Below are 22,172 nucleotides of genomic sequence, written 5' to 3' on the forward strand. Positions count from 1 at the left end.
AGCGAGGCGACAGATCGCGGCGGTCAATGACGTCGCTTTTATCCCTTGTCGGGCCGCAAACGTCGATTAGTCCTGATCATCGACGAGAACTTGAACCAGAGAATTGCAGGATCTTTTGACAGGCGCTCGCTCGCGTCTTGAGCCGCGTGCAGAGCCTTCTAACCGTTACATGCGACAGGCCCTGTGCTTCGATTTGTTCTTGAATGGTTGTGACGAGATCTGGCAAAGCCTGAGCCATTGTTCTGATTCGATCGATGAGTTTGAGCTCGTCCAAGCGCAACTCGACCGCGAGCTTCTGCCAATGCCGCAAGCCGATGTTTCGAAGTCGATACTCCCCGACAATCTTCATAGCGAGCTTGACCTTGCTTACGTCCACGGCAGAATACGGGAGGATACTTGCCAGATCATAGAGAGGCGCTAAGCGCACGGTCCCATTCTGGCCAAGCAGTAGAGAATAGTTCTTGGCATGAGCATCTGTGCCCGCGATGAGCCAATTGAAGGCAATGGCGTCGAGAAAAGATTGAACGTCCTCATCCGGGCTGCTGGACTGCTCCCTGAGAAGTTCCACTATCCTTCGCACTCCCGGACCGCCGTCGCTTTCATATTTACGCGTAGGGTGAAGTCCAAGGGCCTGGCACATATCTTCTTGGTGGATGCGCACCCATCTGTTTCCAGCGCGCGCGCGATCATACCGCTCGACGACAATAGCGATCTCATCCTGAAAGCGCAGGACGTTGGAGTTCGGAACAATGAGGCCGACCGATCGTGCCAGTTGCAGGGAGAAATGTTCATTTTCTGCGTGGCCGTCCCACTCTCCGGTCGGTGGCTTCAGGATGTGAGTGGTCGGAATACGGCCCGATGGCACTCCCCACCGCCTGCGCTCAAATAAAAGGGCCGTCTTCGGCTGTGCGCCGGCAAGGCTGAACTGTCCTGTATCGCTTGCGGCTCGCCATGCAGAATGGTCGGCGCGTAAGGTGCGCAGGCGCTCCGCCACATTCTCTTCTGTGAGCCATTGAATTTCTCTTGCGTTCGGCTCCGCGATTAACGTATCAAGCCGTTCAGGGCTGACAAATTGAACGGCTCCGGCGCAATCCTCGCCTACATGGGTGATCAGTCGGAAGACATTCTTTGGCGACACCTGGAAGCGTTTGCCCCAGCTCTGGAGAACTCGGTCGTTATCGGGCAGCAATCCCCAAAGAAACGCCTCTATCCGGGCATGGCCGTGCGTCGCCGAGCCGAGCGGCATGGAGAGCGAGAGCGGATACGCATTGGGGTCGTCCCTCCACGTTTCGCTGTAAGTAAATGAAAGTCGGGAGTCCTTGTAGTGGACTGTCCCGACCTCCCGGCCGTCCAGCAGCGCAAAAAGTTGGTTCGTCATGGGCGCTTCTTAAGGGCGTTGAGAATATTGTTGATATCCACGTTCCCGGATTCGCTGGCGGCAGATGCCTTCTGAGTACGATCGATGGCAATGTCCAGAGAAACTCCCAATGTCTTGAGGGTTCGGAGAACAAGACCGATCTCGGCACGTGGCTTCCCTTGTTCCACTTCCACAATCCACTTGCGACTTGTTCCGGCCTTTTCCGCTAGGTCGCTCTGGTCCATCCCCAGCTTGACTCGGCGTTCCTTGATGAAAGCGCCCAGATCTGCGGCTGTCCGTATTTTCATAAGCTGGAGTCTCCTGCAATGCACTACTAGAGTAACCGAATGGTGACATTTGGTAAAGGGAGCGAACGGTTACTTATTGAGAAGTAACCGCTCGGTGACAAGCGGCCCATGTTTCAAGGGTCTACGTCGTCCTCTTACGAGGGGCCTTCGATGCGCAGGTCATCGCCAACGATCGCGGAAGGACAGCCGAGGAATTGAGACGAGATGTCTCCCTCGATAGTGCGCACAAAGCGGAAAGAGCGATTCCACCGGTCCAGCAAGATGTGCGCTATTGTATTAGCATCGCCCCGGCTTGCTCCGTGCACAGGAGTTGCAAATGAATGTTTGGCAGCATTGCGCGTTATTGCTGGCGACTAAGAATCGAGAGAGCCTCAGATCCTTGTATGACAACCCTCGGAGTGCCGGGGAGGAAATGGGGGCGTTTTATGATTTTGAGATTTCCAAAATCTACGACGAAGAGGCGCGACGCCTTCCTTTTCTATCGTGGATCTATCGGTTCGCGTCGGAGCGTCGAATAGACTCTGCAATCATCAGTTCCCGGACTATTCCTGGGCCGTACGGAGCTAGGGCACTTAAACAATTGGCAGAGGGCGAATTCTCTGACGGAATCGAGAACTTAAGGATTGAGACCGAGCGTTTGACCCGTTGGATCGCTGTTTCAGAGGTGGTCGACCCATCCGACCGAATTCGACTGTGCAACTATCTCAATCTTGGGGGCGCCGCTCTTAGTGAGCTGGGACAATTTAAAGAAGCCAGGAATTGGCTAACCCAAGCGCTTGAAGCTTTTGACCAAATGCCCTCTGAAATTCGCGTCGATCTGGCGAATCTCAAGGAAAGCGCCGTCCTCAGAATGGTGCTATGCCTCCAACTCGAACGGAAATACGAGGAGGCGGTGAGCGTCATCGAAATGTGGTTGGACAATTTCACCTTCACGGCTTTTCCAACCGAGGGGAGGAAAACACTCATGGCTGCGAAGGCAGTTCTCGAGGATTTCGCCCCTCTGGTCTCTGGCTTTTCAGATGGAGAAAGCACCCTGGAGATATTAGGCGACTACATGGAAAAAATTCAGGAACTCGATTCTTTCGAGGCGGCCAGAAGGCTCCGGCACGAGATCATCCTGAGGTTCAGGAGGGAAGGCGCCGATATCCGCATCAAGCAGATGGGAGACGCCGCAATTAGCGATATCAAGAGGCAAGAAGAGCTGTTTGCGAGCCTCTCTAAACAGGAAGACCACCCGTTAGGGAAACCGGAGTTGTTGTCCGAAGACGAAATCGACGAAATATCTAATCCGCATTTAAGAGAGATGGCCGTTGCTCAGAACAAGCAGGCGGAAGAATCCTTTGCCATGATGGAGCGGCTGCAGAAGTCATCTGCCGAATTGAGCGCAACGTGCAAATCCTTCCGCGACGCTGTAGACAGTTTTTCCATATTTCAAATACAAGCGATAAAAGAGCGGGTTTATAAGGTGCCATTCGTCTCTCAGGTCTCGTGGTTGCGTCTAGAGCTTTGGCGGGTGCTGGTTCAGCTACTGGTGCTCAGTTATATGGTGGACAAGGTACTTGAAGATCTCATTCACCGAGGCGGAGAGCATTTGTGGAGAATCCTAAGAATGGAGGACAGAAAAGGCTTGCTCGCGGCAACGATCTTGGTAGTGATGCTATTGATTGGGAAACTGATTGAGAAGCGCATTGATAAGGCAGAAATGAAGCACTATCGGGCGAACCTCATCCGCCTCGTGAGAGAGCGCTCTGAAACGGTATGGACTTCTTATAACGGACTTGTGAACATCGCCCGAAACGCACGTGAGGGGCTTGAGCAGGTTCAACTCAGCTTTCGAGAATGGGAACGAGAAGACGCGGAATTTCAGAGAGAGGACGAGGAACGGCAGACCCGTCTGGAGGCGCTGAAGCAAAGTTTAGATGAATCAAAGCTGAGATGGCGAGATTTAGAAGCTAAGCGGAGCATCAGATCTCAGCCGTCGGTCTGAAGCCATATCGTACAACTCGCGTGTGAGAACACCCCCGACGGTGCGCAGGTTTTGAAGTTAGGATTTGCATGCAGGTCAGTCTTGGACCGAAGGCGAAGCGTTCTAAAATTCTGAAGAACGTCGAAACTTGCACATATTGCTACACACACGTATCGCTTGTCTATGTAATTTGTTTATTATAATGGCGGAATCGGCAGACGCAGCGGACTTAAAATTCGTCGCTCGTGACAGAGCGTGGGGGTTCGAGTCCCCCTCCGGGCACCACCGCAAATCCCTTTAAACTTGAGACAAGCTGGCATCGACTTCTGGCTGCAAGACACATTTGGCGATAGACGCAGCGGACTTCATGCCTCATATGGTCAACGAGTGCACGCCGTATCAAGCTGATAATATTGCGCTTAATTAAAGATGCAAGAGCACGTACGGGTTGCGCCTTTGCTACACATTTTCAAGTCTGTTGACTGTTGCAATAACAGCATCCACTGCGAATGCCCGAAGACAATGAGAGACGAGCCCTACCACCGAGGAAGACATTGGGGCAGCAGCGAGACGGATTCCGTTTCGGACCGCGGCAGGCACAAGTCACCGTAGGCGAGGGGCTGGATTCATTACCACGAACTATGACCAGCTGATCGAAGCGGCGCTTACAAGCTTTAAAAAACAGTTCGCGGCATCTTACTCCGCTGGTGAACCTGCGATAGGCTCGCTGCTCGGTAATCAAACCCAGGGGCCATTCCTCGTAAAACTGCACGGATCTTCAAACGGCGGCGCCATCGTACTGTCGACTGAGGAATATGATCGCGCGTACCTCATGAACCCTCAGATCACGGCCTTCCTCTCGGCCGTCATGCTGAAATATCACGTTGTGTTCATAGGGTGTTCGCTTGAAGACGAGATTTTAAGAATAAGGCGCAAGCTATTTGAAGACTTCGGTCATCAACTCCCTATTGCGTACGCCCTGTTGCCGAAGAATGATGAGAATCTTGCCCGAAGAACATGGTTGAAAAAATGGGTCGGAATAGAAAGCATCCTATACAACACATTTGGCAATCATCGAGCAGTGGATCGATTTCTTCGGCTCTCCGGAAGGACAGAGCCGAATATTGATCTGGGAGGTGTGGATTCAATTGCCGCGGTCAGCCGTCTTAGCGTGGACGAGCGTATGAAACGGATCGGCCAGATAAACCGGGACCTGATCCAGGTAGTTCGAAAAAGCGGTGGGCACGACATTTCCCATTTAGATTTAGTGGACTTCAAAGGAAGCGGTAGCGGAGGGGGCCCCCTCGAATCCATGACCTCGGATGAAAGGGTGTACCGGATGCTCTATCTGGTATCGATAGGATTGATTCGAGAAACACAAGATAGCAGCGGCAGATGAAGCTATCGTCTCAGCCGGTCGTTGGCTTCGAAGTGAATACTAGTTCGTCGATGTTAGTCTGCAGAGCCAAAGCTTCTATCGCGAAAGCTCTGGCTCTCTAATGACAAGCCCGTAATGCTCCTTCGTCGATTGTCCCAATGTCGGCTTGTGCCTCACTCGTACCTTTCGATACCAACGAATGCCGGAAGGTCAATTCGGATGCGTGAGTAGGAACGAAAGCCGATGCTTGCAGTCTACTTGTTATCTAGATGTGGATTTGAGATCGAGCGACCCACATTCGTAATGATTCGGCTTCGAGCAGACTTTAGGCGAAGACGCTAGACGGCGCCTGACCTACCCCCTCGATCCGCACAGAACCGACTAGGATTTCTGGAAGCGGGAGGGGAACGAGATGGACAAGGGCAGGCATACGGAGGCGCAGATCATCGCTGCACTGAAGCAAGTTGAAGCAGGCCGCACGGTGGATGATGTAGCCCGCCAGTGTGGAGTCAGCGGAGCCACGATCTACGCATGGAAGGCCAAGTACGGTGGCCTGGAAGTGAGCGAGGCCCAGCGGCTCCGATCGCTGGAAGACGAGAACTCGCGTCTGAAGCGTCTGGTTGCGGACCTGAGCTTGGACAAGGAGATGCTGAAGGCGGTGATTTCAAAAAACGGCCTCAGCTCGTAGACCGGAGGACGGCCGCTCACTGGCTCTGCATGAACTATGGAGTCAGCCAGCGCCGGGTGTGCGGGCTGCTGTCGATAGCAGTGTCGAGTTATCGGTATCAGTCGCGGCGATCGGATAAATCGCTGCGGGAAAAGCTGGTTCGGCTGGGCAGAGAGAAGCCGCGCTATGGCTATCGGAGATTGCAGGTGCTGGTGAAACGGGAGGGCGAGCGAGTGAACCATAAACGGTTGTGGCGGGTGTATCGCGAGGCAGGGTTGTGCCTGAAGCGGAAGAAGCGCCGGCACTGCGTACGCGTTGGATCGCCGCGCCCCATGCTGACTGGAGCCAGCCAGGAGTGGGCGCTCGATTTCGCTCACGATGTGTTGGCTGCGGGTCGCAACATCCGCGTACTCAGTGTGGTTGACGCCTTCACACGGGAGTGTCTCGCACTGGAGGTGGACACGGGCTTTGCCAGCAGTCGAGTGACGCGGGTTCTGGAGCAGATCATTGCTCGTCGCGGATGTCCGCAAGCAATTCGCTGTGACAATGGCCCGGAGCTAACGAGCCGCCATTTCCTGGCCTGGGCGTTGGAATGGAAGATCGAACTGCGGCATATCCAACCAGGTAAGCCCACCCAGAACGCACACGTCGAGAGTTTCCATGGCCGCCTGCGCGAAGAGTGCCTGCGGATCAGCTGGTTCACGAATCAGTTCGACGCACGACGGAAGGTCACTGATTGGAAAGTGGAGTACAACGAACAACGGCCCCACAGCAGCCTCGGCTACAGAACGCCCGCTGAGTTTGCACGCGTGGCACTAACCCCGAGCTATGGAAAAGACGTGGGCTCCGCCCACTTTGAAAACACTCACGGTGTTTTCAACTTTCCCACAGCTCCGGCTACGGGCTAAATTTACTGAATCACCTGTACGGTACTTGGGGGCAGGTCACGCCTTCGATTACCGCAGCCTCGACATCTGCGTTCAAGTGAACTCTCTCTTCCCGCAATGTGTGTTCGAGAGCCTCATGGAGATCGGGGCCTTTTGACTTCTCACTCGAAGGCGTGCTTTAGCGTGCGCTCGGGTAGATTAGGTTTCTTTGTTAGTTTCAAAGCGTGTATAGACATATGTGTCATCGATTGAGTGTGAGGTTTTGAAGTGTTTTCTGGGCCACATCGGCGCTAATTCCCCAAAGAAACAAACCTAGGTAGTCGAAAAATCCCTCGGAGCCGAACGTCGCATTTTTGACGTAAGAGTTGTAGAGTCCAACAAATGCGAGAAGGACGAGCAGCAGGAGGAACATCAGCGGTCTGCCGTATCGAAACATCCATTCTCCGCCTTGGGGTGCGGCGCCCGAGAGCCACGAAAGAGCCTTTGAAATAGGTCCGGTTGCCGGTGTTGGTAACAAAGGAGGGGCGGTTGCGAAAGCTGCGCCTGCCGGCACGGCTGCGGCGACTGCACCCCCGGAAAGCAGGCTGTCCATTTTTTGAATTGCCGTCTCAGCCGCGACTGCATCTGGAATCAGGATGTCTGCTCGTGCGTCGCTCAAAAGCGAACTTAAGTTTGCTTTGAGGTCGGGATCCGTCAACGCGGAAATCTTCTGTGCAAGGTCGTCAAGCTTTTCGCAATCCGCCATGAGTCTCGCTATGAGGACGAGTTGGCTGGAAAGAGCTGATTCGTCCGGCGACGCGGACTCGATGTCTATCAGAATCTGACTGAGTCGGAGCTGCAGAAAACCCCTCGCCCGGACGTCGCGAACGGCGTTGACATCGGCTGAGACCTTAGTAAAAGCTTGCATCAACCGCACCCTTGCCTGTGCCTGGGGTGAGTTCGATGACTGAATCAGTCGTCCGAGCGCAATGCCGACAACAAGTACGACGAGAGCGAGAAGAGGCCCGTCGCGCACGTCAACAGCAAACGGCACGGAGATGGCGTCGAAAGCAGCGACTTCCTTGTGTCCTTCCTCATCGAGATCGTCTACATTCTTTAGCTTCGCCAAGAATTGCCCCTGGTAATGATCCGCTTCGATGGAGTCGCGAGAGAATGCAAATCGAAAGACAGTCGGTTTTGACGCCGGGAGAAGCGGGACTGACTCTGAAAGCTGTTTTCCGTGCTCATCGAGCACTCCGATGTTGGAGAACGTCGCCGACTTGTCGCCACGAACTATAAGTTGTTCCGGGATCCAGGCCACCGCCGCCGAACCCTGATTCTGAAATCCCCATTGCCGGTCGGGATTCCGCAGCGCTTCGGGCAGACGGTCCGCGATCCAGCAGGTGAATGCGTTGCCGCAGCGAGTCAACTGGAACGAGAACGTAGCTGGTAAGGTTGTCACGTTCAGTTTTCCCAAGCGAAGTCGTATCTCCCCCAAGGAGATTGGATTCGATTTGTTCGCCGCAGTGGATGCCGCCAGGATGCCGCGAATGTCTCCTTGGGCGAGAGAAGTATCAATTTCGAGCCACACTGGCTGCCCATTGCCTTTGTCTAGTTTCAACGGCTGCGGTTGTACGACTCGGATGTTGGATGCTGGGATCGATGTTCCTGCCCCCGTAAGCTGGCTCGGGATGAGATAGAGGGCTTGGACGTCCTCGTCGGCGCTCAGGCGAACGCACTTGACATAGGTTCGCCACTTCCCATCGGCAGCCTCAATGCGAGTCATCTCATCATCACGGCATGGCGTGGCGACTATGTTTGCGCGGGCGATCAGAGCATTGACTACTGCAACTACAGCGAGAACTCGGAACAGCGAGGAGATATTCATGACGAACTCCAAATCCACTAACTCTTGAATGTATGGGTTCACTCCTTAAAATCTTTCACGGGAGACTACCGCTGGGTTGCGACTCATTTGCCTCCGCCTCCCAGCGCAACGCGCATGCTGATTCCGAAGGACGGGCTGACTCTCCAGTAGTTTGTTGTGGTTGGGGCGGTCGCAGTTCCCGCGGACTCATTCACCACATATCCACCGGTAAGATGCACATCCCGGTCAATCACGGCCAATGGGCTGAATACCATAGAGCGATACGAATAGGAGAGGCCGACACCAAAGGCTGCCGTGGTGGTGGCCGAATTGTAGCCTGGCGCAACCGTAAACAGGATCGCGCTACGTTGCTTGCCAACAATCCAATCAGGACCAAGACGGAAATTCAGCGATACGTCCGGAATGATAGCCGTCGAAAGCGACTGTTGAACGATGGGGCAATTGGTCGGAGGTGTGGTGGAAGTCCCTGTGCCCGCTGTGCAACCCGTAGCGGCCACAGCTGATGTATAGGGCAATGCAACCGTGAAGCTGTGGTAAGGCCGGAAGGGAACAAGGAGACCTCCCGAGATTTCGACGTGCGGCTCGTTGGTGAATTGAATCTTGAATTCGACAACGGTCTGCTTGGTCGGCGCGTCGGCTAGAGCAGCCAAGAGAGCCCCGATCTTATCCCCGAACTTATCGGCTTTGACCGCGCTTGCGACACGCGACAAAGCGTTCGCTGCATTCAAATCCCAGGTCTGCACCACATCATTCTTGTCGCTCGGTTGAATGTCTTTGATTGTGAACACAGAGGGTTCATCACGGGTCCCCAATAGGTCGACCTTTTCCTTCAGGCTCGACATCTTCTTTTGAACGGAAGTATAGGTGCCGAGCGCCACGCGGAGCGCCTGCTGATTGGCAGATATCTGAGCGGCATCGCGTGCGGACAGAGTGGTCTTATTCGACTGAGCTATATCCACGTCAAGGTTGTCCAAAATCTTCTTGAGATCATCGGCTTTCAGTTTCGTGAGCACCTCGCTTCCTATATCGAAATCCTGCTTCCAGGTCTGCAGAGCGTCCGGGGTTTTAGGAACGTCGGGAGACGACAAAGAGCCAGTTAGATCCTCGCAAGCCTTCAGCCCCGCGCCGGGACTTACGGCGCTGGAGTCGAGAGGAAGGAACAGGCTGCGAACCCGGCACAACCGGACGTAGGTCCAAGAGGCAAAATTTAGGTGGTCCGGCACAGAGACATCGAATTTCAATGCGTCCTTCAGTTGATTCGAGGTGGTGTTTTGGCAGTCCAAGATCGTGGCAGCAGAAAGAGGGTGGTCTGTGGTTCCTCTTGGGCATAGCGGCGCGCCGAAAATATGCGCAATATTAGTTCCTGCGGGAGTAGTGACGATTTCCAATCCACCCAGCGCCGAAGTTATGTTTTGAAAACCGCTTGCGAACTGATCTACCGGAACCTTCTCCGCTGCCGACTTAAGGTCCACGGAGAGATGCTCAAATGGCAGCGGACTGTTAACTTTCACAGTGATCTGGATCTTACTGCCATGCCTGACATAAATCGTCGGTGGGGCCATTGGATCGATGCGATCTAGTTCAAGCCTGCAGTTGCCATTCACTGCCGCGTAGGAGCAAGTAGTTTGTGAATAAAGATCGAGCTGCAGTGTGAGGAGCGCAAGCGCAGTCGTCATCCATAAGATCATCGATTTTGATCGCATAATAACCCTCCAGCTTGGATTTCAGGGTCCGCACCGATCCTTCGCGAGGGTCGCTGCGGACAGTTGACCTTTGTAGAAAGTGGGAAATTAGAGCCGGTTCAAGATCGCGGCCCCGTCAGGTGTGCCAAGGCCTGTGCAAGCATCCCATCCGGCGCCAGCACTATAGCCCTGCACCGACGGCGGGAATCCGTTCGTTCCCTGAGTGACATCCTTGGTAACTCCCGCCATGGAATAGAGGAAGGGGTTCAGGAATCCCACGTTTTTTTTCTTTGCTTGGTTGATTAACGCAACAAGCGATGCCATCAGCGTAGCTACGGCGCTTGTGCCTCCGCTGGCAAATTCTGCTGAATCGACACGGACAAAGTAGTTCGTGGCGCTCATGGCGATGTCAGGCGTGCCACGCCCTGCGTTGCCACCATCGATCGAACCAGGCAGATTGGCATTCGCTTGTAGGACGGCACAGAGAAGCACTTGCTGATTCCTCCACCGCCAGCCCATCCGATTCCGTTCGTTGCGCTCGGATCGGATCCCGTACCCTCGTTCCATGCGACATCGTTGCCTGAAGCAGCGTCGATCTGTGTTCCCCCGCATGCGATCACTCGAGGATTGCAAGCCGGGTGATCGACGTGGATCTTACCATCCCATTGCTCTTCGTCCGCCGTTCCGTGATCGCCGGTGGCTACGCACACCGTTATGCCCACAGCAGCAGCAGCTTGGAAAGCTTGATCATACGCATCTAGTTCCTGCTTCTCATCGGGATTCGCCATTAGGTCGGGCTCAGGACTTCCCCAGCTGATCGAGATCACGTCAATTTGTCGCTCGGTATCGTGGACCGCCGCACTGATGGCGTCGATAAAGCCTTGGTCGGTATTCGGCGCAAAGTAAACAAATACGTTGGCTTTCGGAGCGACCGTGCCGACGACCTCAATGTCCAGCATGACTTCCCCGTCTGAGTTCCGATCCTCGCCGGGATTGTTCGTCGCGCAGTCGACCGAGATGAACGCGACAGACGGCACAGGTGAGCCGATCTCATTGAAATAAGCTTCTAGGTCGCTGGTCTGGAACCCGCCGCCGAGCTCGATGATCGCGATATTCTGGCCAGTTCCGTCAAGTAGTGTGCCCTGGAAGTCTTTGGGGAAGTTATAACGATTCGCGAAAAAGGAGGCCGGTTGTCCGTTGTCGCCGCCTGGACCGCCCGCAGCGGAGACACGATTTCCAAAAACCAACCTTCGTTTGGGCCTCGTGTCATAACCAAAGATACCTGTAACAACTGTTTCCAGTTCCTCCGGGATTTGGATCGCACCAATACGACCGCGATAAGAACCCAGGCTATGGTGATAAAGACTCACTTTGGCGGGAAAAGCTCGCAGTAAGTCGCCGAGCGTACCCTGCAGTACGATGGAGCGCTTCGCTGCGCTACGGCTCACGACATAGAGGTTGTGGCACGCCGCGTACTGTTCGATCCGCGTTAGGTCGTCGGGGCCCGCACCGTAGCGGCTCGCCAGCTCCTCGCGAGACAGATAAGTCCGCTGTGCAAGAGGCATGGCACTTTCAGTGCGGATGTAGTCTTCTAGTTCAGCCAGTGGGGCGGCTGAGCGGACTCTAACCGTGATGCTGGCCATCTGAGACCGGTCGACCGGTCCTGCGGGACGAGAGTGCGGAAGCGGTACACGTATGCTTCCAGGCAACGGAACGAATCGGGGCATGAGAGACCTCACAGAGTGCGCAGCTTCGTCGGAAGTGGTGAACCGCACAGGAACGTCCGTGAGCGACTCGGCCATCGCGGCGAAAACTGCCTTGTTATCTCGATAAGCGGGAACCTACCAAAAAAGAGGACAAAGACTTTCGAAGGAGGCTTCTGCGTATCTATCTCTCGCTAGAGCCCCGAGGCATAGCGTCTACGAGTCCAACTGGCCGCAAAGGCGCGGTGAAATCTGCATTCGGACTGATATAAGCTGGGATAACCCGATTTTCCCAGAGGATTTCCGTGAATGCGGCGCAAGGCGAGGTCACACGTCTTCTGCAACAATTGAAACAAGGCGACCCGGACGCCGAACAGAGGCTTATTCCCCTTGTTTACAATGAGTTGCGCCGTATTGCCTCGATCAATCTCCGCCATGAAAGAGCGGGTCATTCGTTCCAAGCCACGGCGTTGGTTCATGAGGCCTATCTCAAGTTGACTGACCTCAAGGAAATCGATTGGCCAATCAGCGATGTTGACCCTATGGTGCGTGCTCACAGGCAACCCCAATTTCATGCTCTCTCCGGCCATCGCAGCGCTCAACGCCAGAAAGACGACCCATCTGCCTCCTGAAGGGTGCGCAACTACCAATGAATTGAACTGAACTGAGGAAAGCTCCGCAGATCGAGCTCACTTTCTTAAGCGAAGATGCTCGTCAAATGGGGACATGCCCGCTTCCATTACCGTGATAGTGGGTGGCAGCCGTGATACAAGAGGGTCACTTCTCGGCAACCCGAGAGATCTATGAAAAACCGTCTCGGCGATGTTGTACGCCTTCTCATTGGAATAAAACGAGGAAACTGAGTGATCCTAGCGAGGCTCATTCAGCGTAGCAACGGCATCTGCTCGGGACCAACAACCGGAAAATGGGATAGGGAGAGGTTGAATGTGCTAAACAAGTCTTCCCGTGCGGGCCAGATGCATAAGTTCATCCCCCTTCCTCGTGCTGAAGAACACGTGCTCCCGGTAGGCGACATGGGCTAACACGAATCCATTGAGGTTGAGCCTGGTCGGCCCCTTAGCGCAGCTGTAAAGATGCCCGATGGGCAGCGCCACGTTCAAGATTTGGGTGATAGCAAGGAAACACCTGCAGCCGTTGCACGCGAGTATGCGTCGTCTGCCAAAGCACCCTCAGTGTCTCGTCAGATAGTCGGTCAAGTCGTTTCCGTACTCGCGCCACCTAGGTAAATGAGGCCCTGGCCGCCCTAGGGCAGTACACAACGAGGTCGATGACTTCATGCGCTAATTACTGAGAGCAACACCCGAAGAGAGCGTCAAGCTTCCTGAATGGCCACCATTGCTTGGAATTGCATTTAACTAAATAGGTCCTACGAATCTCGGCGAAGTTGAAATGAACACGGGACGACTGCCCAATGCCGGTCAGAGTCAACTGGACAGTCATATGCTTTGGACCCAGTACCCGAGTGTCCCATGTCATTGATTCGGTTCCGCCTACGGAGCCTTGAGCCGTGCTTTGAGTTAATAACGTGGTAAAAGGACGATAGTGTCTCCGAGAGACTGTCAACAGTGCTACATATTGAACTGATTCAGACGTGGAAGGGACAAGCACGACGTCCGCAGTAAAAGACAGAGGAGCTCCTTTAACTAATATCGATCCTTCGTTTGGCCTAAACGATAATAACTGTTCACTAGGGCCAGTGGATGCTGGAGTCTGGGGGTGAAGCCACGGGTTGCTAGCTGTAATGAGAATTACTACGAGCAACAGTCGCGCACAACAAAAACACTTCGTCATGATAGTTGCGTCTCCCGTCGAGCGAGAACGGCGGATCCCCAGTCTGGTAACCGAGGCTAGGAATTCCGCCGAGACATTTCGTTCATCAGTAGAGGTTACCGACGCTCGGCAGAGTGATGCTGCCGTCCGTGCTTTGCAAATGTGGGTTCGGCGCCAGGAAGCGAAGCTGATTATTGTATTGCTGTTGCTGAATCGCGGCGTCCATGACAATCGCAAACATATTGCCGCTGACGTCATAATCGTAGTCACGGTTATAAACGGTGCCCGAGTAATTGAACTTGCTCGTCTGCTGGGCGATTTTCATCATTGCGTTTACGATCGCTTCTTGGTTTGCCTCGCTCAGGCCCCAGCTGTCCATAGTGTGTTTCGTATCGCTGTAAGACGCTGAAACGCCAAAACTGAAAAACCCGAATAGACTTGCTCCACCGCTGATGTCTGTGCGCGAGATCTCGTCGAAAAGGTGCTGGTGTGAAGCGTCGAGCAGGGAACGAATGAGAGCACTCAGCGTGGCTACGTCCTGCGGAGTGACGCAGAAAATGTTTAACTCGAAGTCAACTTCGATTTCCCCGTGCGCCGGCACCGTGTAGGTGACACCGCTAACCTGCCCTTGGCCGTAGGAGGTAACAGCGACCCCACTAGCATTTGCGCCTGGCGAATCGAAGGAACGGAACAGGTTATCGAGCCTAACAGGCGATTTTCTTCTGGCATCCAACTGGGTGAGATGTGCTGCTTTCCGTATAGTGTTCATGTTTCGCTGATCCTTTCTCGAAGACCACATATGGTCCTGTCCTAATAGGCGATAAGCGCGTAGAGAAGGGGACAGTCGCACACTGATGTTGCAATAGGCGCCGCCGATGATCTCAAGCCGCATCGGCGCCGGAAGGAGTATCTAGGATCTAAATAACTGCAGTGCCGACTATTGTGACAAGGCGTCCACAGCCCGCGCTGGGGCAAAGGTGAGCTGCGGACAGGAGGCTCTGCTGAACACGAGTCCGCATCGTTGTCATCCCCTGTAACCATGATCACTGACCTATCGACAGATCGGGATCATCCGCCTGAGAAATCACGGATGTGTCTCGGAACCCCTGAAGCGACCTACCTCAAGTTGAGGCTCGCCAAGGTCGGTCGGCAACCAGGCGGATAGCAATCCGAGGGCGGTGCGGCGGCCTTGTCATCTGCGTTCGAACTGTCGACTATCTCACGGTTCGTGGATACTTAAGGATTTGTCGGATCGACCGGAAGAACCTTCTCCCTCACTCGGAATTGGAGACTGGTGAAGTTCTCCAGATCATAGCGTGAAACGGCGGCGCAACGAGACAGCAAAACTCAGTGAGTGTCGGGTGGCTGAGATCGAAATGTGACAAAGAAGATCAGGAGATGTGTCTGCGTTGAGCAGGATCAATGCCGATGATCAAGCTAAGAAAAAGAAAACTGGGGGTGCCCGACATCCGAATCTGCCCACATCACAGCCGGTCTAGGCTGCGTGAATCACCAGGTGGATGCAGCAATACGAAGCACAGCTTCAACATGAACGCTTTCGTCGTTCATCTTCAGGAAAAATCGAAATTGATCGTGCAAGTGCTCAGAAAGCTGCGGCGGCCGCAGACATAAATCATGTACTACAGCAGATTGAGGATGGCCGTACCATTCGGTGTTCCAAGGCCTGTACAGGCGTCCCAGCCTTGACCCGCGCTGTAACCCTGTGCACCGTCGGTGCCCGACGCCGAGGGTGGGATTGTATTGTTCCCACTCACAACATCGTGGAATACCTGCGGATTCGCATACAGCACCGGATTGAGGTAACCCGACCTCTTATTCTTGGCTTGATTGCACAGGGCCACAAGCGCAGCCATTAGCGGCGCTACCGCGCTCGTGCCTCCGCTCGCATACACAGCTTGGTCTACCTGCACAAAGTAGTTCGTCGCGCTCATGGCAAGATCTGGAACTCCGCGTCCCTGTGTATTCCCGTCGATGGACACAGGCAGATTCGCGTTTTTCTGGTAATTTGGAATATCCGTAAAACATTTGCTGATGCCGCCTCCCGTTGTCCATCCGCCGCTGTCCGGCAAGTCCGGATCGAATGGCTCATTATCATTCCAGACCACATCCTGGCCGGAGGTCTGGTCAATCTGCGTTCCGCCGCATGCAATCACATATGGATCGCTCGCAGGATAGTCAACGTGGATCTGGCGGTCCCAGTTTGCCGGCTCATTGTCTGCCGTGCCATAATCGCCGGTCGCGACGCAAACCGTAATGCCTAGCGATGCCGCCTCAAGAAAGATGCTGTTAAAGTCGAGCACTTCCTGTGTAATACCGCCGCGCGGCTCCGGGCTGCCCCAGCTAATCGAGATCACATCGATCTGCCGCTGGTCGTCGTGCACGGCAGCAGAGACCGCATTGCGAAAGCCCTGGCCTGTGTTGGTGCCAAAGTAAACCGCCAGATTTGCGGCAGGCGCTACCGTGCCCGCAACTTCTAGATCTAGCATTACCTCGCCATCCGAGCTCGAACCCGGGCTGTTGTCTGCGCCTGCGGACACTGGCACAACATTGGGCACGGGCGCCTTGACCGTGCTGAAATAGTCCTGCAGATCCTTCACGTCGTAACCGCCGCCAAGCTCGACAATTCCTATGCTCTGTCCCGCGCCATCGAGCTTCTTTCCGTTGTACTCCACGGGAAAGTTATATCGTTGCGCAAAAAAGCTGGCCGCAACGCCGTTGTCGCCGCCCGGTCCGCCATTCGACACCCGCTGACGAAATCCCCTGCGGCGCAGCGGCCGCGTATCGAACCCGAAGATGCCCGTCACAATCTCGCTCAGATGCGCGGGAACCTGAATCTCTCCGGAGCGCCCGCGATAAGTTCCGTGCGCGTGGTGGTACAGCCTCACATGCGCTGGAAACGCCCGCAGAATATCGCCCATCTCGCCACGGAGCTTCAGCACGCGCTCCGCAGCAGACCGTCTTTCGATCAACAGATTGTGTCCGGATGCATAGCGCTCCACCGCATCGAGGTCGTCAGGCCGCGCTCCATAGCGCGATGCAAAGGCTGCCCGCGTCAGATACTTCCGCCGCGTTGGCACCTGGGAGCCCTGGGTTTCGACAAGCTCTTTGAGCTCTCTCAGATCTCCCCGGGACCGCACGCGAACGGTGATTGAAGCAATCGTCGAATGATCGATTTGGCCTGCCAAACGCGAGTAGGGAAGCAGATGACATTGACTTGCAGGAAGCGCTACAAACCTTGCCATAACACACAGCCTTTCTTGGAGTTCCTCGCTGTTTCTGCGCGTAGTCCTCTTCGTCCGGTGCCGGACTGTTATCGAGTCTCTATGCCAAGAAAGGCGCAAAGGCGCATCAAAACGGGACACGCCACGCGAAATCCCCGCGAGGCGTGCCGGCTCAAATCGTTTCCTGCTCTGAACAGGTAGAAGATCGTCTTATTTGCTCTGTGTCTTCGCTACCGCAGATGTAGACGGCACAGGAATATCCGCCAAACTCCACAGCTGATGCGTATCAACCGCAGGTCCAGTTCCGTCTGGCACCGAATTGCAGTCCGGAGTATTGCCTTTTGGGTCGAGTAGGCTTTTGCAGCTTAGATAATTGGTATGCAGTGGAAGCCCGCTTTGAGAAGCGACGCTCGGAAGCCCACTGACCGCCTGAAAACTTGCTGCATTATGGCAGTTAGCACAGTTAGAATATGCGCCATTTGGGTTCTCCAGCCCCTCCAGATACGGACTCAGGCAAACATTGTCCTCCGATATACCACCAGTGCGCGCCTGCTGGACTGCACACCCGCTAAAATGCACCCATTGCGATGGTGCGAACAACGCTGTATGCGGACGCTGCTGTGCCCACCAGAAGGCAGAGAAAAGCCACTGCTTAGTCTTGCTCTGAAACTTCATCACGTTGATTCCAGTTAGAACCAGATAGCCCATATCTTGGATTGACGCATGTGGGGCAAACACAATCTTACCTTGTTCGCCCCATTGGACGATTCTTGCAGCCATATCCGGCGGAATTTTAATGAAGGTAAAGCAGGAAGGCGAAAACGTATATGACTTCGGTGAATCGGCGCATGGCGGCTTATTCGCATTCTGTATGGAAATGTTTGCGACAAAATTGTTAGTAGACCATTGAAAGAGCGGAGGCAAGGCTCCGCCGCCCCCAAGTGGAAGCGTCGGAAGTACTTGCGATTTCCCATTTGCTACCACAAGATTGCCGGTCTCCACAGCTGGAATCTGCGTAATTGTTTTTCCGGTATAGACGTTCGGCGCAACCTCCCAGATCAGCTTCACGACCGTGGCGCCATCAGGGAAGTTCAGGCTCGGCTTATTTCCGGACTGAGCCGCACTCATCAGGCTCGTGTACACCTGGGCCTGGCTCTTGCCCAGCTGTCGGATCGTACACGCCGCTTTAGGATCGTACAAAACAGAGTTGAATGCTTGTTGAGGAACCTGCGAGTTAGTCTCGGAGTTATGTTCGGCAATGCCTATACCCTGTTTGGCGGGTTCAAAAGCGGCATCCGCAGCATCGATTACCGCTTGACTCGGTTTCCACTGGAACGGTGCAACTGGTGTGTGCGCGGAAACAACCGCTCCTCCGGCAGGTTTGCTCATTGAAAGGCTTGCGCAGGCCTCGTCAAGTAAGACACTGGGCTTCGAGGAAGTGCACGGTTCCAGACCTAGGTCGCATTTCGTAAACCACGTGAACATTTTGTCCGGCATGGGGTTGGTGTCCGATGCCTGAAACAGCAGAGACTTGAGATCTTTGGTCGCCTCCTCCAGTGGCATTTGTGGCTGTCCATCCACGTGTGTGGCTGCCGGTTCCTTCGCTTCCGCCGTAGCTAAATGGAACGGCCCGCTCTTCATGTGACCCAAGAGCGCAACAATGGAACAGATGGCTGCTCCACATAGCACGATCACTCGAATTGCACCGAAGCGCATGGCCGTTTCGTCCTTTCTTTATTCTTCGCTGGCAGGGTTGGAAACGAGGTTCTCGTTGAAGAATGTCGCAAGCTCGTTGCCACCAGGATGCGGTGTTCCCCCACTCCAGAACATTTGAGAGTACGTTTGATAAATCTGTCGGGTGTATTTCATCATTTCCCATGTGCCGGGTTCCGGAGAGTCTGGATTCCCGCGGATCAGCGTTTTGCCGATCAATTCGACCAAAATAGGGCTGTTAACCGAATCGATATAGGGCTTCAATGCATCGACGATAGGCTGAGCAGCATTCTGTTGTTGGTCAGCGGTTGCGTTCCAGTCTACCGGCGTGGTGCCAACGAAAAGATCGGGGTTTGTGGTGAGCATCGTCCAAAGCTGCAGAAGCTGGCTTTGCATTACTGGATCATCTGCCATTGTCTTTCTCCTCCTCTAGATGGTGATCGGTTAAATTGCGATTCCCCGCGCTCTCGCGATTTAAGAGCTGCGGCGGACAGGAATTTGTCCATTCGCTCCTTGCAGACTTTTGTGCTCGCGTCGGAGATTTGTAGCTTCTTGGCAAGTTGCAGATAAGCCTTTGCACTCGCAAGATAGTAGCCTGGTGGAAACTGAAGAGGCCTACCCCATATAGATTCCGGCCGATCGGCGGCTACCTTGTATGCCGCAAGCGCAAGAGACGTTGCTCGGTCTCGCTGACGCACGTCACCAGCCTGCCGTGCGGCTGCTAGATGGAAAACCGCAAAAGACGTACGTGGCACAGCAGGGGCCATTAGTTGATCCGCCTCTCGGAACGCCTTCTCCGCCTTCACAGCATTACCCAACAACAGGGCCTTCGTCGCACTCACCCTCGCGCGCAAAATTGTATCGGCTACACTCTCTTCGTCCTTGTGGATCCATCGCACCAGGAGCGTGAGGATTGATTTGATTTCCTGACGTACTCTTGGCTTTGGGTTTCTCGTGGCTATCATGTCTAGAATGTCAATGCCGTTAAAAAGGACATACAGGTCGGAATCGCTAGCCACAGCTTCCTTGAGATTCCTCAGGCTCTCGCTATCTCGACCAAGCTGCATATCAACGTAGGCAATATCTACGCGCCGCAGCGCCAATTCGTGCAAATTCGATTTCGTGTCGTTCGATTCGAGATTGATAGAGAGTTCTGCCAACGCTTTCTCATACTCTCCGCGCTCCGCCCACAGCCTGGCCAGCAGTGCATGCCCCTCGGCTTGGCGTGAACGATTGGAGGCATTCGTGATCTGAGCAAATGCTTGCTCGGCCTGTCCCATATTCATTCGCAGAAAGCTCAGTTGGCCTTGAATCGCGTCCGCAAAAGTGCCGTCGCCCAGCGCTCGGATCTTTCCAATCAGTAGCGCGGCGTCGCCATAGCGCCCTTCAATTAGCAAATATCTCGCTAACATTTCCGGCGCAAAATGTCGATTGGGATCCATCTGCATCGCAGTGTGCAGAGCATCGATAGCCTCGTCCATTCGGCCAAGCATCATCAGAGGGTAGCTGCGGTATGCCCACCCTGCGTAATCCGAACCATAAAACGATGTGTAATCGCGGAAGGCCGCATTCGCAGCAGAAAAATCCATAGTATCGATGGCAAACATACCGAGGATCCTGTCTCTCTCGCGCCGCGTCAGCCGAACACTCAATCCCGGATCGAGTGCCCGCTGATAGGCAGCAAATCCATCACTGGCATGGCCAAGCTCGTAATCGATATCCGCCATGCGTGCATATGCCAGGGCAAACGACGGGTCTGTCTGAACCGCCTGCGACAGTTCTTTTCGCGCTCCTTCCGCATCCCCCTTCATGTCCAACGACGTTGCATATACAAACTGCTCCAGCGCATGCCAGTTCGCCGTTGTGATATCGCCCGGCAGAGAGTTGAACTGTGCAATGTCCTTCTTCGATTCGCCTGCTTTGGATCGGACCCACTCCGATGCATTTCTCACTGCACTGAGCAGTTCTGGCGGAATTGTCTCTGAAGGCGCGCTCGCTTCTTGCCATGAAAAGGTGTTCCTCCACTGATTCTCTGAGCGTTCTGGTGAATCTCCAGGTTGCTCAATGTCGATATTCAGCTGCCGCATCCTACCGGATCCGGTCACGCTCGCGAACACCACACGGTGTGCGCCCGTACGCATCGCTATCTCGCGCGCCGTTGGCGCATCAATTACCGTGTCCGGAGGTTTTGTCATCCACTGCAAGGCGTCACCAATGCGTCCCTGGTCAAGAAGATTGATCTGCACGGACTGGCTTAAGCTTGCCCGAAACAGCTCCGTGAGATTGTCCAGCTCCTTATGCCCCGTCTGATTCCTCACCGGAGTGAGATAGACAAGCGAACCCGAAGCAACCGTTGCGTTTGCTTCCTGACGGATTATGCGAAACCATGCGCCAAACAGGGACACGATGCAGAGACAGACCACACCAGCCGCAATCCATATTCTTCGTTTGTGCCGGCCGGAGCGAGCCTCAGCCTTCTGCAGCAGAGTTGCCACCTGTGCTGCACCTCTGCCTTCAAGTACTTCAATAACCTCTTCAACGGACTGGAATCGATCCGATGCAACGGGACGCAGGCATCCTTCAATGGCCCGCTCCCACGCCTCCGAAAGATCGGGTGTGAACTTGCGCGCACTCGGGATAGCTCCGCTCAAGCGCTGCGCCACACTGTTCAATAAACTGTCTGTCGGAAACGCCCTCCGGCCCGTCACCATCTCATACAACACAAGCCCAAAGGCGTATATATCCGCTGCCGGCGAGACCCTGTTGTCAGATTCCATCTGCTCCGGAGCCATGTAAGCAAACGTGCCCGCCATTCCGGCTTGGCTAAACCCTGAGTCGCTGCCCGATGCATGAATCGGGTCGCGACGGGCCAACCCAAAGTCCATGAGCACCGCGCGAGGAGGCCGATCCTCCTCGCGCGCTTCGACCAGCATGATATTTCCCGGTTTAATGTCGCGGTGAATTACACCAGCCGCATGTGCCGAATTCAATCCGGAGGCAATCTGAACGGCAACCTCCCGTGCTTCGGTTGGCGTCAGCTTGCCCTCGCGCTGGATCCGCGCAGCCAGAGTCTCCCCGTCGATGCACTCCATCGTCAGAAAGTAAAGTTCGCCGATCGTCTCTTCCTCCCCCCGGCTCGCCCATCCCTTATCGAACTCGTACGTCCGGCAGACATTCGTGTGCGTAATCGTTCGAGCAAACCGAACCTCGCGCCGGAAATACTCGAGAGCCACAGGATTGGCCGCAATCTCGGGGCGAATTACCTTCACTGCAACCCGCATCTTCAGATCGGTGTCCACTGCCTCAAAAACATGCCCCATCCCTCCAGACCCCAGGCAACGAACAATCTGGAAGCGTCGCTCGAGAATGTCTCCAGCGGCGAGAGGAGGAGTTAAAAAATAGGGATTTTCGCTGGCCTCATATCCCAAAAGAGGTATCTCCAGGTAGTCTTCCGCCTGTGAATCTGCTTTCAGCAGGCTCAGAACATCCTGTTCGAGAAGCCTGTCCCCGCCGGAGGCAGCCGTGACATATCCCCCCCTTTCAGCCTCCGGGAGTTCCAGCGCAGCGTGAAATATCTCATTCACAGTTTTCCATCGGTCCGGGGTCATAGT

The 22,172-nt window shown here is 54.6% G+C and carries 15 protein-coding genes; 4 read left to right on the forward strand and 11 right to left on the reverse strand.

Features of this window, described 5'->3' with window-relative positions:
• Positions 1-76 precede the first annotated feature (76 nt).
• The gene (locus OHL22_RS00590) at positions 77-1,378 is read right to left on the reverse strand and encodes a type II toxin-antitoxin system HipA family toxin (RefSeq protein WP_263332138.1); all 1,302 of its coding nucleotides are present in this window, start codon (positions 1,376-1,378) and stop codon (positions 77-79) included.
• Positions 1,375-1,665, reverse strand: a complete 291-nt coding sequence (locus OHL22_RS00595) for a helix-turn-helix transcriptional regulator (RefSeq protein ID WP_263332140.1) — start codon at positions 1,663-1,665, stop codon at positions 1,375-1,377. Before OHL22_RS00595 ends, OHL22_RS00590 begins: the two co-directional genes overlap by 4 nt.
• A gap of 316 nt (positions 1,666-1,981) precedes the next feature.
• Between OHL22_RS00595 and OHL22_RS00600 the strand changes: the two genes are divergently transcribed.
• The 3 genes from OHL22_RS00600 (at position 1,982) to OHL22_RS00610 (ending at position 6,584) form a co-directional block, all read left to right on the forward strand.
• A complete protein-coding gene (locus OHL22_RS00600; RefSeq protein WP_263332142.1) occupies positions 1,982-3,652 on the forward strand; it encodes a hypothetical protein in 1,671 nt (556 codons plus the stop codon).
• A gap of 607 nt (positions 3,653-4,259) precedes the next feature.
• Positions 4,260-5,030 (forward strand): SIR2 family NAD-dependent protein deacylase, encoded by a 771-nt coding sequence (locus tag OHL22_RS00605; protein ID WP_263333281.1) that lies wholly within the window; start codon positions 4,260-4,262, stop codon positions 5,028-5,030.
• 391 nt (positions 5,031-5,421) lie between these two features.
• Positions 5,422-6,584 (forward strand): IS3 family transposase gene (locus OHL22_RS00610; RefSeq protein WP_377819806.1). Its coding sequence is split into 2 segments (ribosomal slippage): positions 5,422-5,674 and positions 5,674-6,584, totalling 1,164 coding nucleotides; the frame shifts between segments, so codons are not numbered across the junction.
• A 220-nt stretch (positions 6,585-6,804) separates the two neighbouring features.
• Here OHL22_RS00610 and OHL22_RS00615 read toward each other — a convergent pair.
• The 4 genes from OHL22_RS00615 to OHL22_RS00630 form a co-directional block, all read right to left on the reverse strand.
• Positions 6,805-8,430 carry a hypothetical protein gene (locus OHL22_RS00615; protein ID WP_263332145.1) on the reverse strand — a complete coding sequence of 542 codons (1,626 nt, stop codon included), beginning with the start codon at positions 8,428-8,430 and terminating at the stop codon, positions 6,805-6,807.
• Between the two features lie 83 nt (positions 8,431-8,513).
• Positions 8,514-10,133, reverse strand: a complete 1,620-nt coding sequence (locus OHL22_RS00620; RefSeq protein ID WP_263332147.1) for a hypothetical protein — start codon at positions 10,131-10,133, stop codon at positions 8,514-8,516.
• Positions 10,134-10,220: 87 nt separating this feature from the next.
• Positions 10,221-10,514, reverse strand: coding sequence for a S8/S53 family peptidase (locus OHL22_RS00625; RefSeq protein ID WP_263332149.1), 294 nt, complete (start codon positions 10,512-10,514; stop codon positions 10,221-10,223).
• Positions 10,511-11,839, reverse strand: a complete 1,329-nt coding sequence (locus OHL22_RS00630) for a S53 family peptidase (RefSeq protein WP_263332151.1) — start codon at positions 11,837-11,839, stop codon at positions 10,511-10,513. The genes OHL22_RS00625 and OHL22_RS00630 overlap by 4 nt, the downstream gene beginning before the upstream one ends.
• 281 nt (positions 11,840-12,120) lie before the next feature.
• Here OHL22_RS00630 and OHL22_RS00635 point away from each other — a divergent pair, with 281 nt between their 5' ends.
• Complete coding sequence (locus OHL22_RS00635) at positions 12,121-12,447, forward strand: ECF-type sigma factor (protein WP_263332153.1); 327 nt, start codon at positions 12,121-12,123, stop codon at positions 12,445-12,447.
• 1,265 nt (positions 12,448-13,712) lie between these two features.
• Here OHL22_RS00635 and OHL22_RS00640 read toward each other — a convergent pair.
• The 5 genes from OHL22_RS00640 to OHL22_RS00660 all read right to left on the reverse strand — a co-directional run bounded on the left by OHL22_RS00640 (position 13,713) and on the right by OHL22_RS00660 (position 22,169).
• Positions 13,713-14,498: a hypothetical protein gene (locus OHL22_RS00640; RefSeq protein WP_263332155.1), complete on the reverse strand. Its 786-nt coding sequence runs from the start codon at positions 14,496-14,498 to the stop codon at positions 13,713-13,715.
• A 748-nt stretch (positions 14,499-15,246) separates the two neighbouring features.
• Positions 15,247-16,869 (reverse strand): S53 family peptidase, encoded by a 1,623-nt coding sequence (locus tag OHL22_RS00645; protein WP_263332156.1) that lies wholly within the window; start codon positions 16,867-16,869, stop codon positions 15,247-15,249.
• 189 nt (positions 16,870-17,058) lie between these two features.
• Positions 17,059-18,564 carry a hypothetical protein gene (locus OHL22_RS00650; RefSeq protein WP_263332158.1) on the reverse strand — a complete coding sequence of 502 codons (1,506 nt, stop codon included), beginning with the start codon at positions 18,562-18,564 and terminating at the stop codon, positions 17,059-17,061.
• An 18-nt stretch (positions 18,565-18,582) separates the two neighbouring features.
• The gene (locus OHL22_RS00655; RefSeq protein ID WP_263332160.1) at positions 18,583-18,975 is read right to left on the reverse strand and encodes a hypothetical protein; all 393 of its coding nucleotides are present in this window, start codon (positions 18,973-18,975) and stop codon (positions 18,583-18,585) included.
• Complete coding sequence (locus OHL22_RS00660) at positions 18,957-22,169, reverse strand: serine/threonine-protein kinase (RefSeq protein WP_263332162.1); 3,213 nt, start codon at positions 22,167-22,169, stop codon at positions 18,957-18,959. Before OHL22_RS00660 ends, OHL22_RS00655 begins: the two co-directional genes overlap by 19 nt.
• Positions 22,170-22,172 lie beyond the last annotated feature (3 nt).

Origin of the sequence: Acidicapsa dinghuensis (assembly GCF_025685685.1) — a bacterium.
GTDB classification, from domain to species: domain Bacteria; phylum Acidobacteriota; class Terriglobia; order Terriglobales; family Acidobacteriaceae; genus Acidicapsa; species Acidicapsa dinghuensis.

Bases quoted from the DNA above. Each gene is read 5' to 3' on its own strand.
- OHL22_RS00590 (WP_263332138.1), bottom strand. From the start codon at position 1,378: ATGACGAACCAACTTTTTGCGCTGCTGGACGGCCGGGAGGTCGGGACA.
- OHL22_RS00595 (WP_263332140.1), bottom strand. From the start codon at position 1,665: ATGAAAATACGGACAGCCGCAGATCTGGGCGCTTTCATCAAGGAACGC.
- OHL22_RS00600 (WP_263332142.1), top strand. From the start codon at position 1,982: ATGAATGTTTGGCAGCATTGCGCGTTATTGCTGGCGACTAAGAATCGA.
- OHL22_RS00615 (WP_263332145.1), bottom strand. From the start codon at position 8,430: ATGAATATCTCCTCGCTGTTCCGAGTTCTCGCTGTAGTTGCAGTAGTC.
- OHL22_RS00620 (WP_263332147.1), bottom strand. From the start codon at position 10,133: ATGCGATCAAAATCGATGATCTTATGGATGACGACTGCGCTTGCGCTC.
- OHL22_RS00625 (WP_263332149.1), bottom strand. From the start codon at position 10,514: ATGAGCGCCACGAACTACTTTGTCCGTGTCGATTCAGCAGAATTTGCC.
- OHL22_RS00630 (WP_263332151.1), bottom strand. From the start codon at position 11,839: ATGCCCCGATTCGTTCCGTTGCCTGGAAGCATACGTGTACCGCTTCCG.
- OHL22_RS00640 (WP_263332155.1), bottom strand. From the start codon at position 14,498: ATGCGGCTTGAGATCATCGGCGGCGCCTATTGCAACATCAGTGTGCGA.
- OHL22_RS00645 (WP_263332156.1), bottom strand. From the start codon at position 16,869: ATGGCAAGGTTTGTAGCGCTTCCTGCAAGTCAATGTCATCTGCTTCCC.
- OHL22_RS00650 (WP_263332158.1), bottom strand. From the start codon at position 18,564: ATGCGCTTCGGTGCAATTCGAGTGATCGTGCTATGTGGAGCAGCCATC.
- OHL22_RS00655 (WP_263332160.1), bottom strand. From the start codon at position 18,975: ATGGCAGATGATCCAGTAATGCAAAGCCAGCTTCTGCAGCTTTGGACG.
- OHL22_RS00660 (WP_263332162.1), bottom strand. From the start codon at position 22,169: ATGACCCCGGACCGATGGAAAACTGTGAATGAGATATTTCACGCTGCG.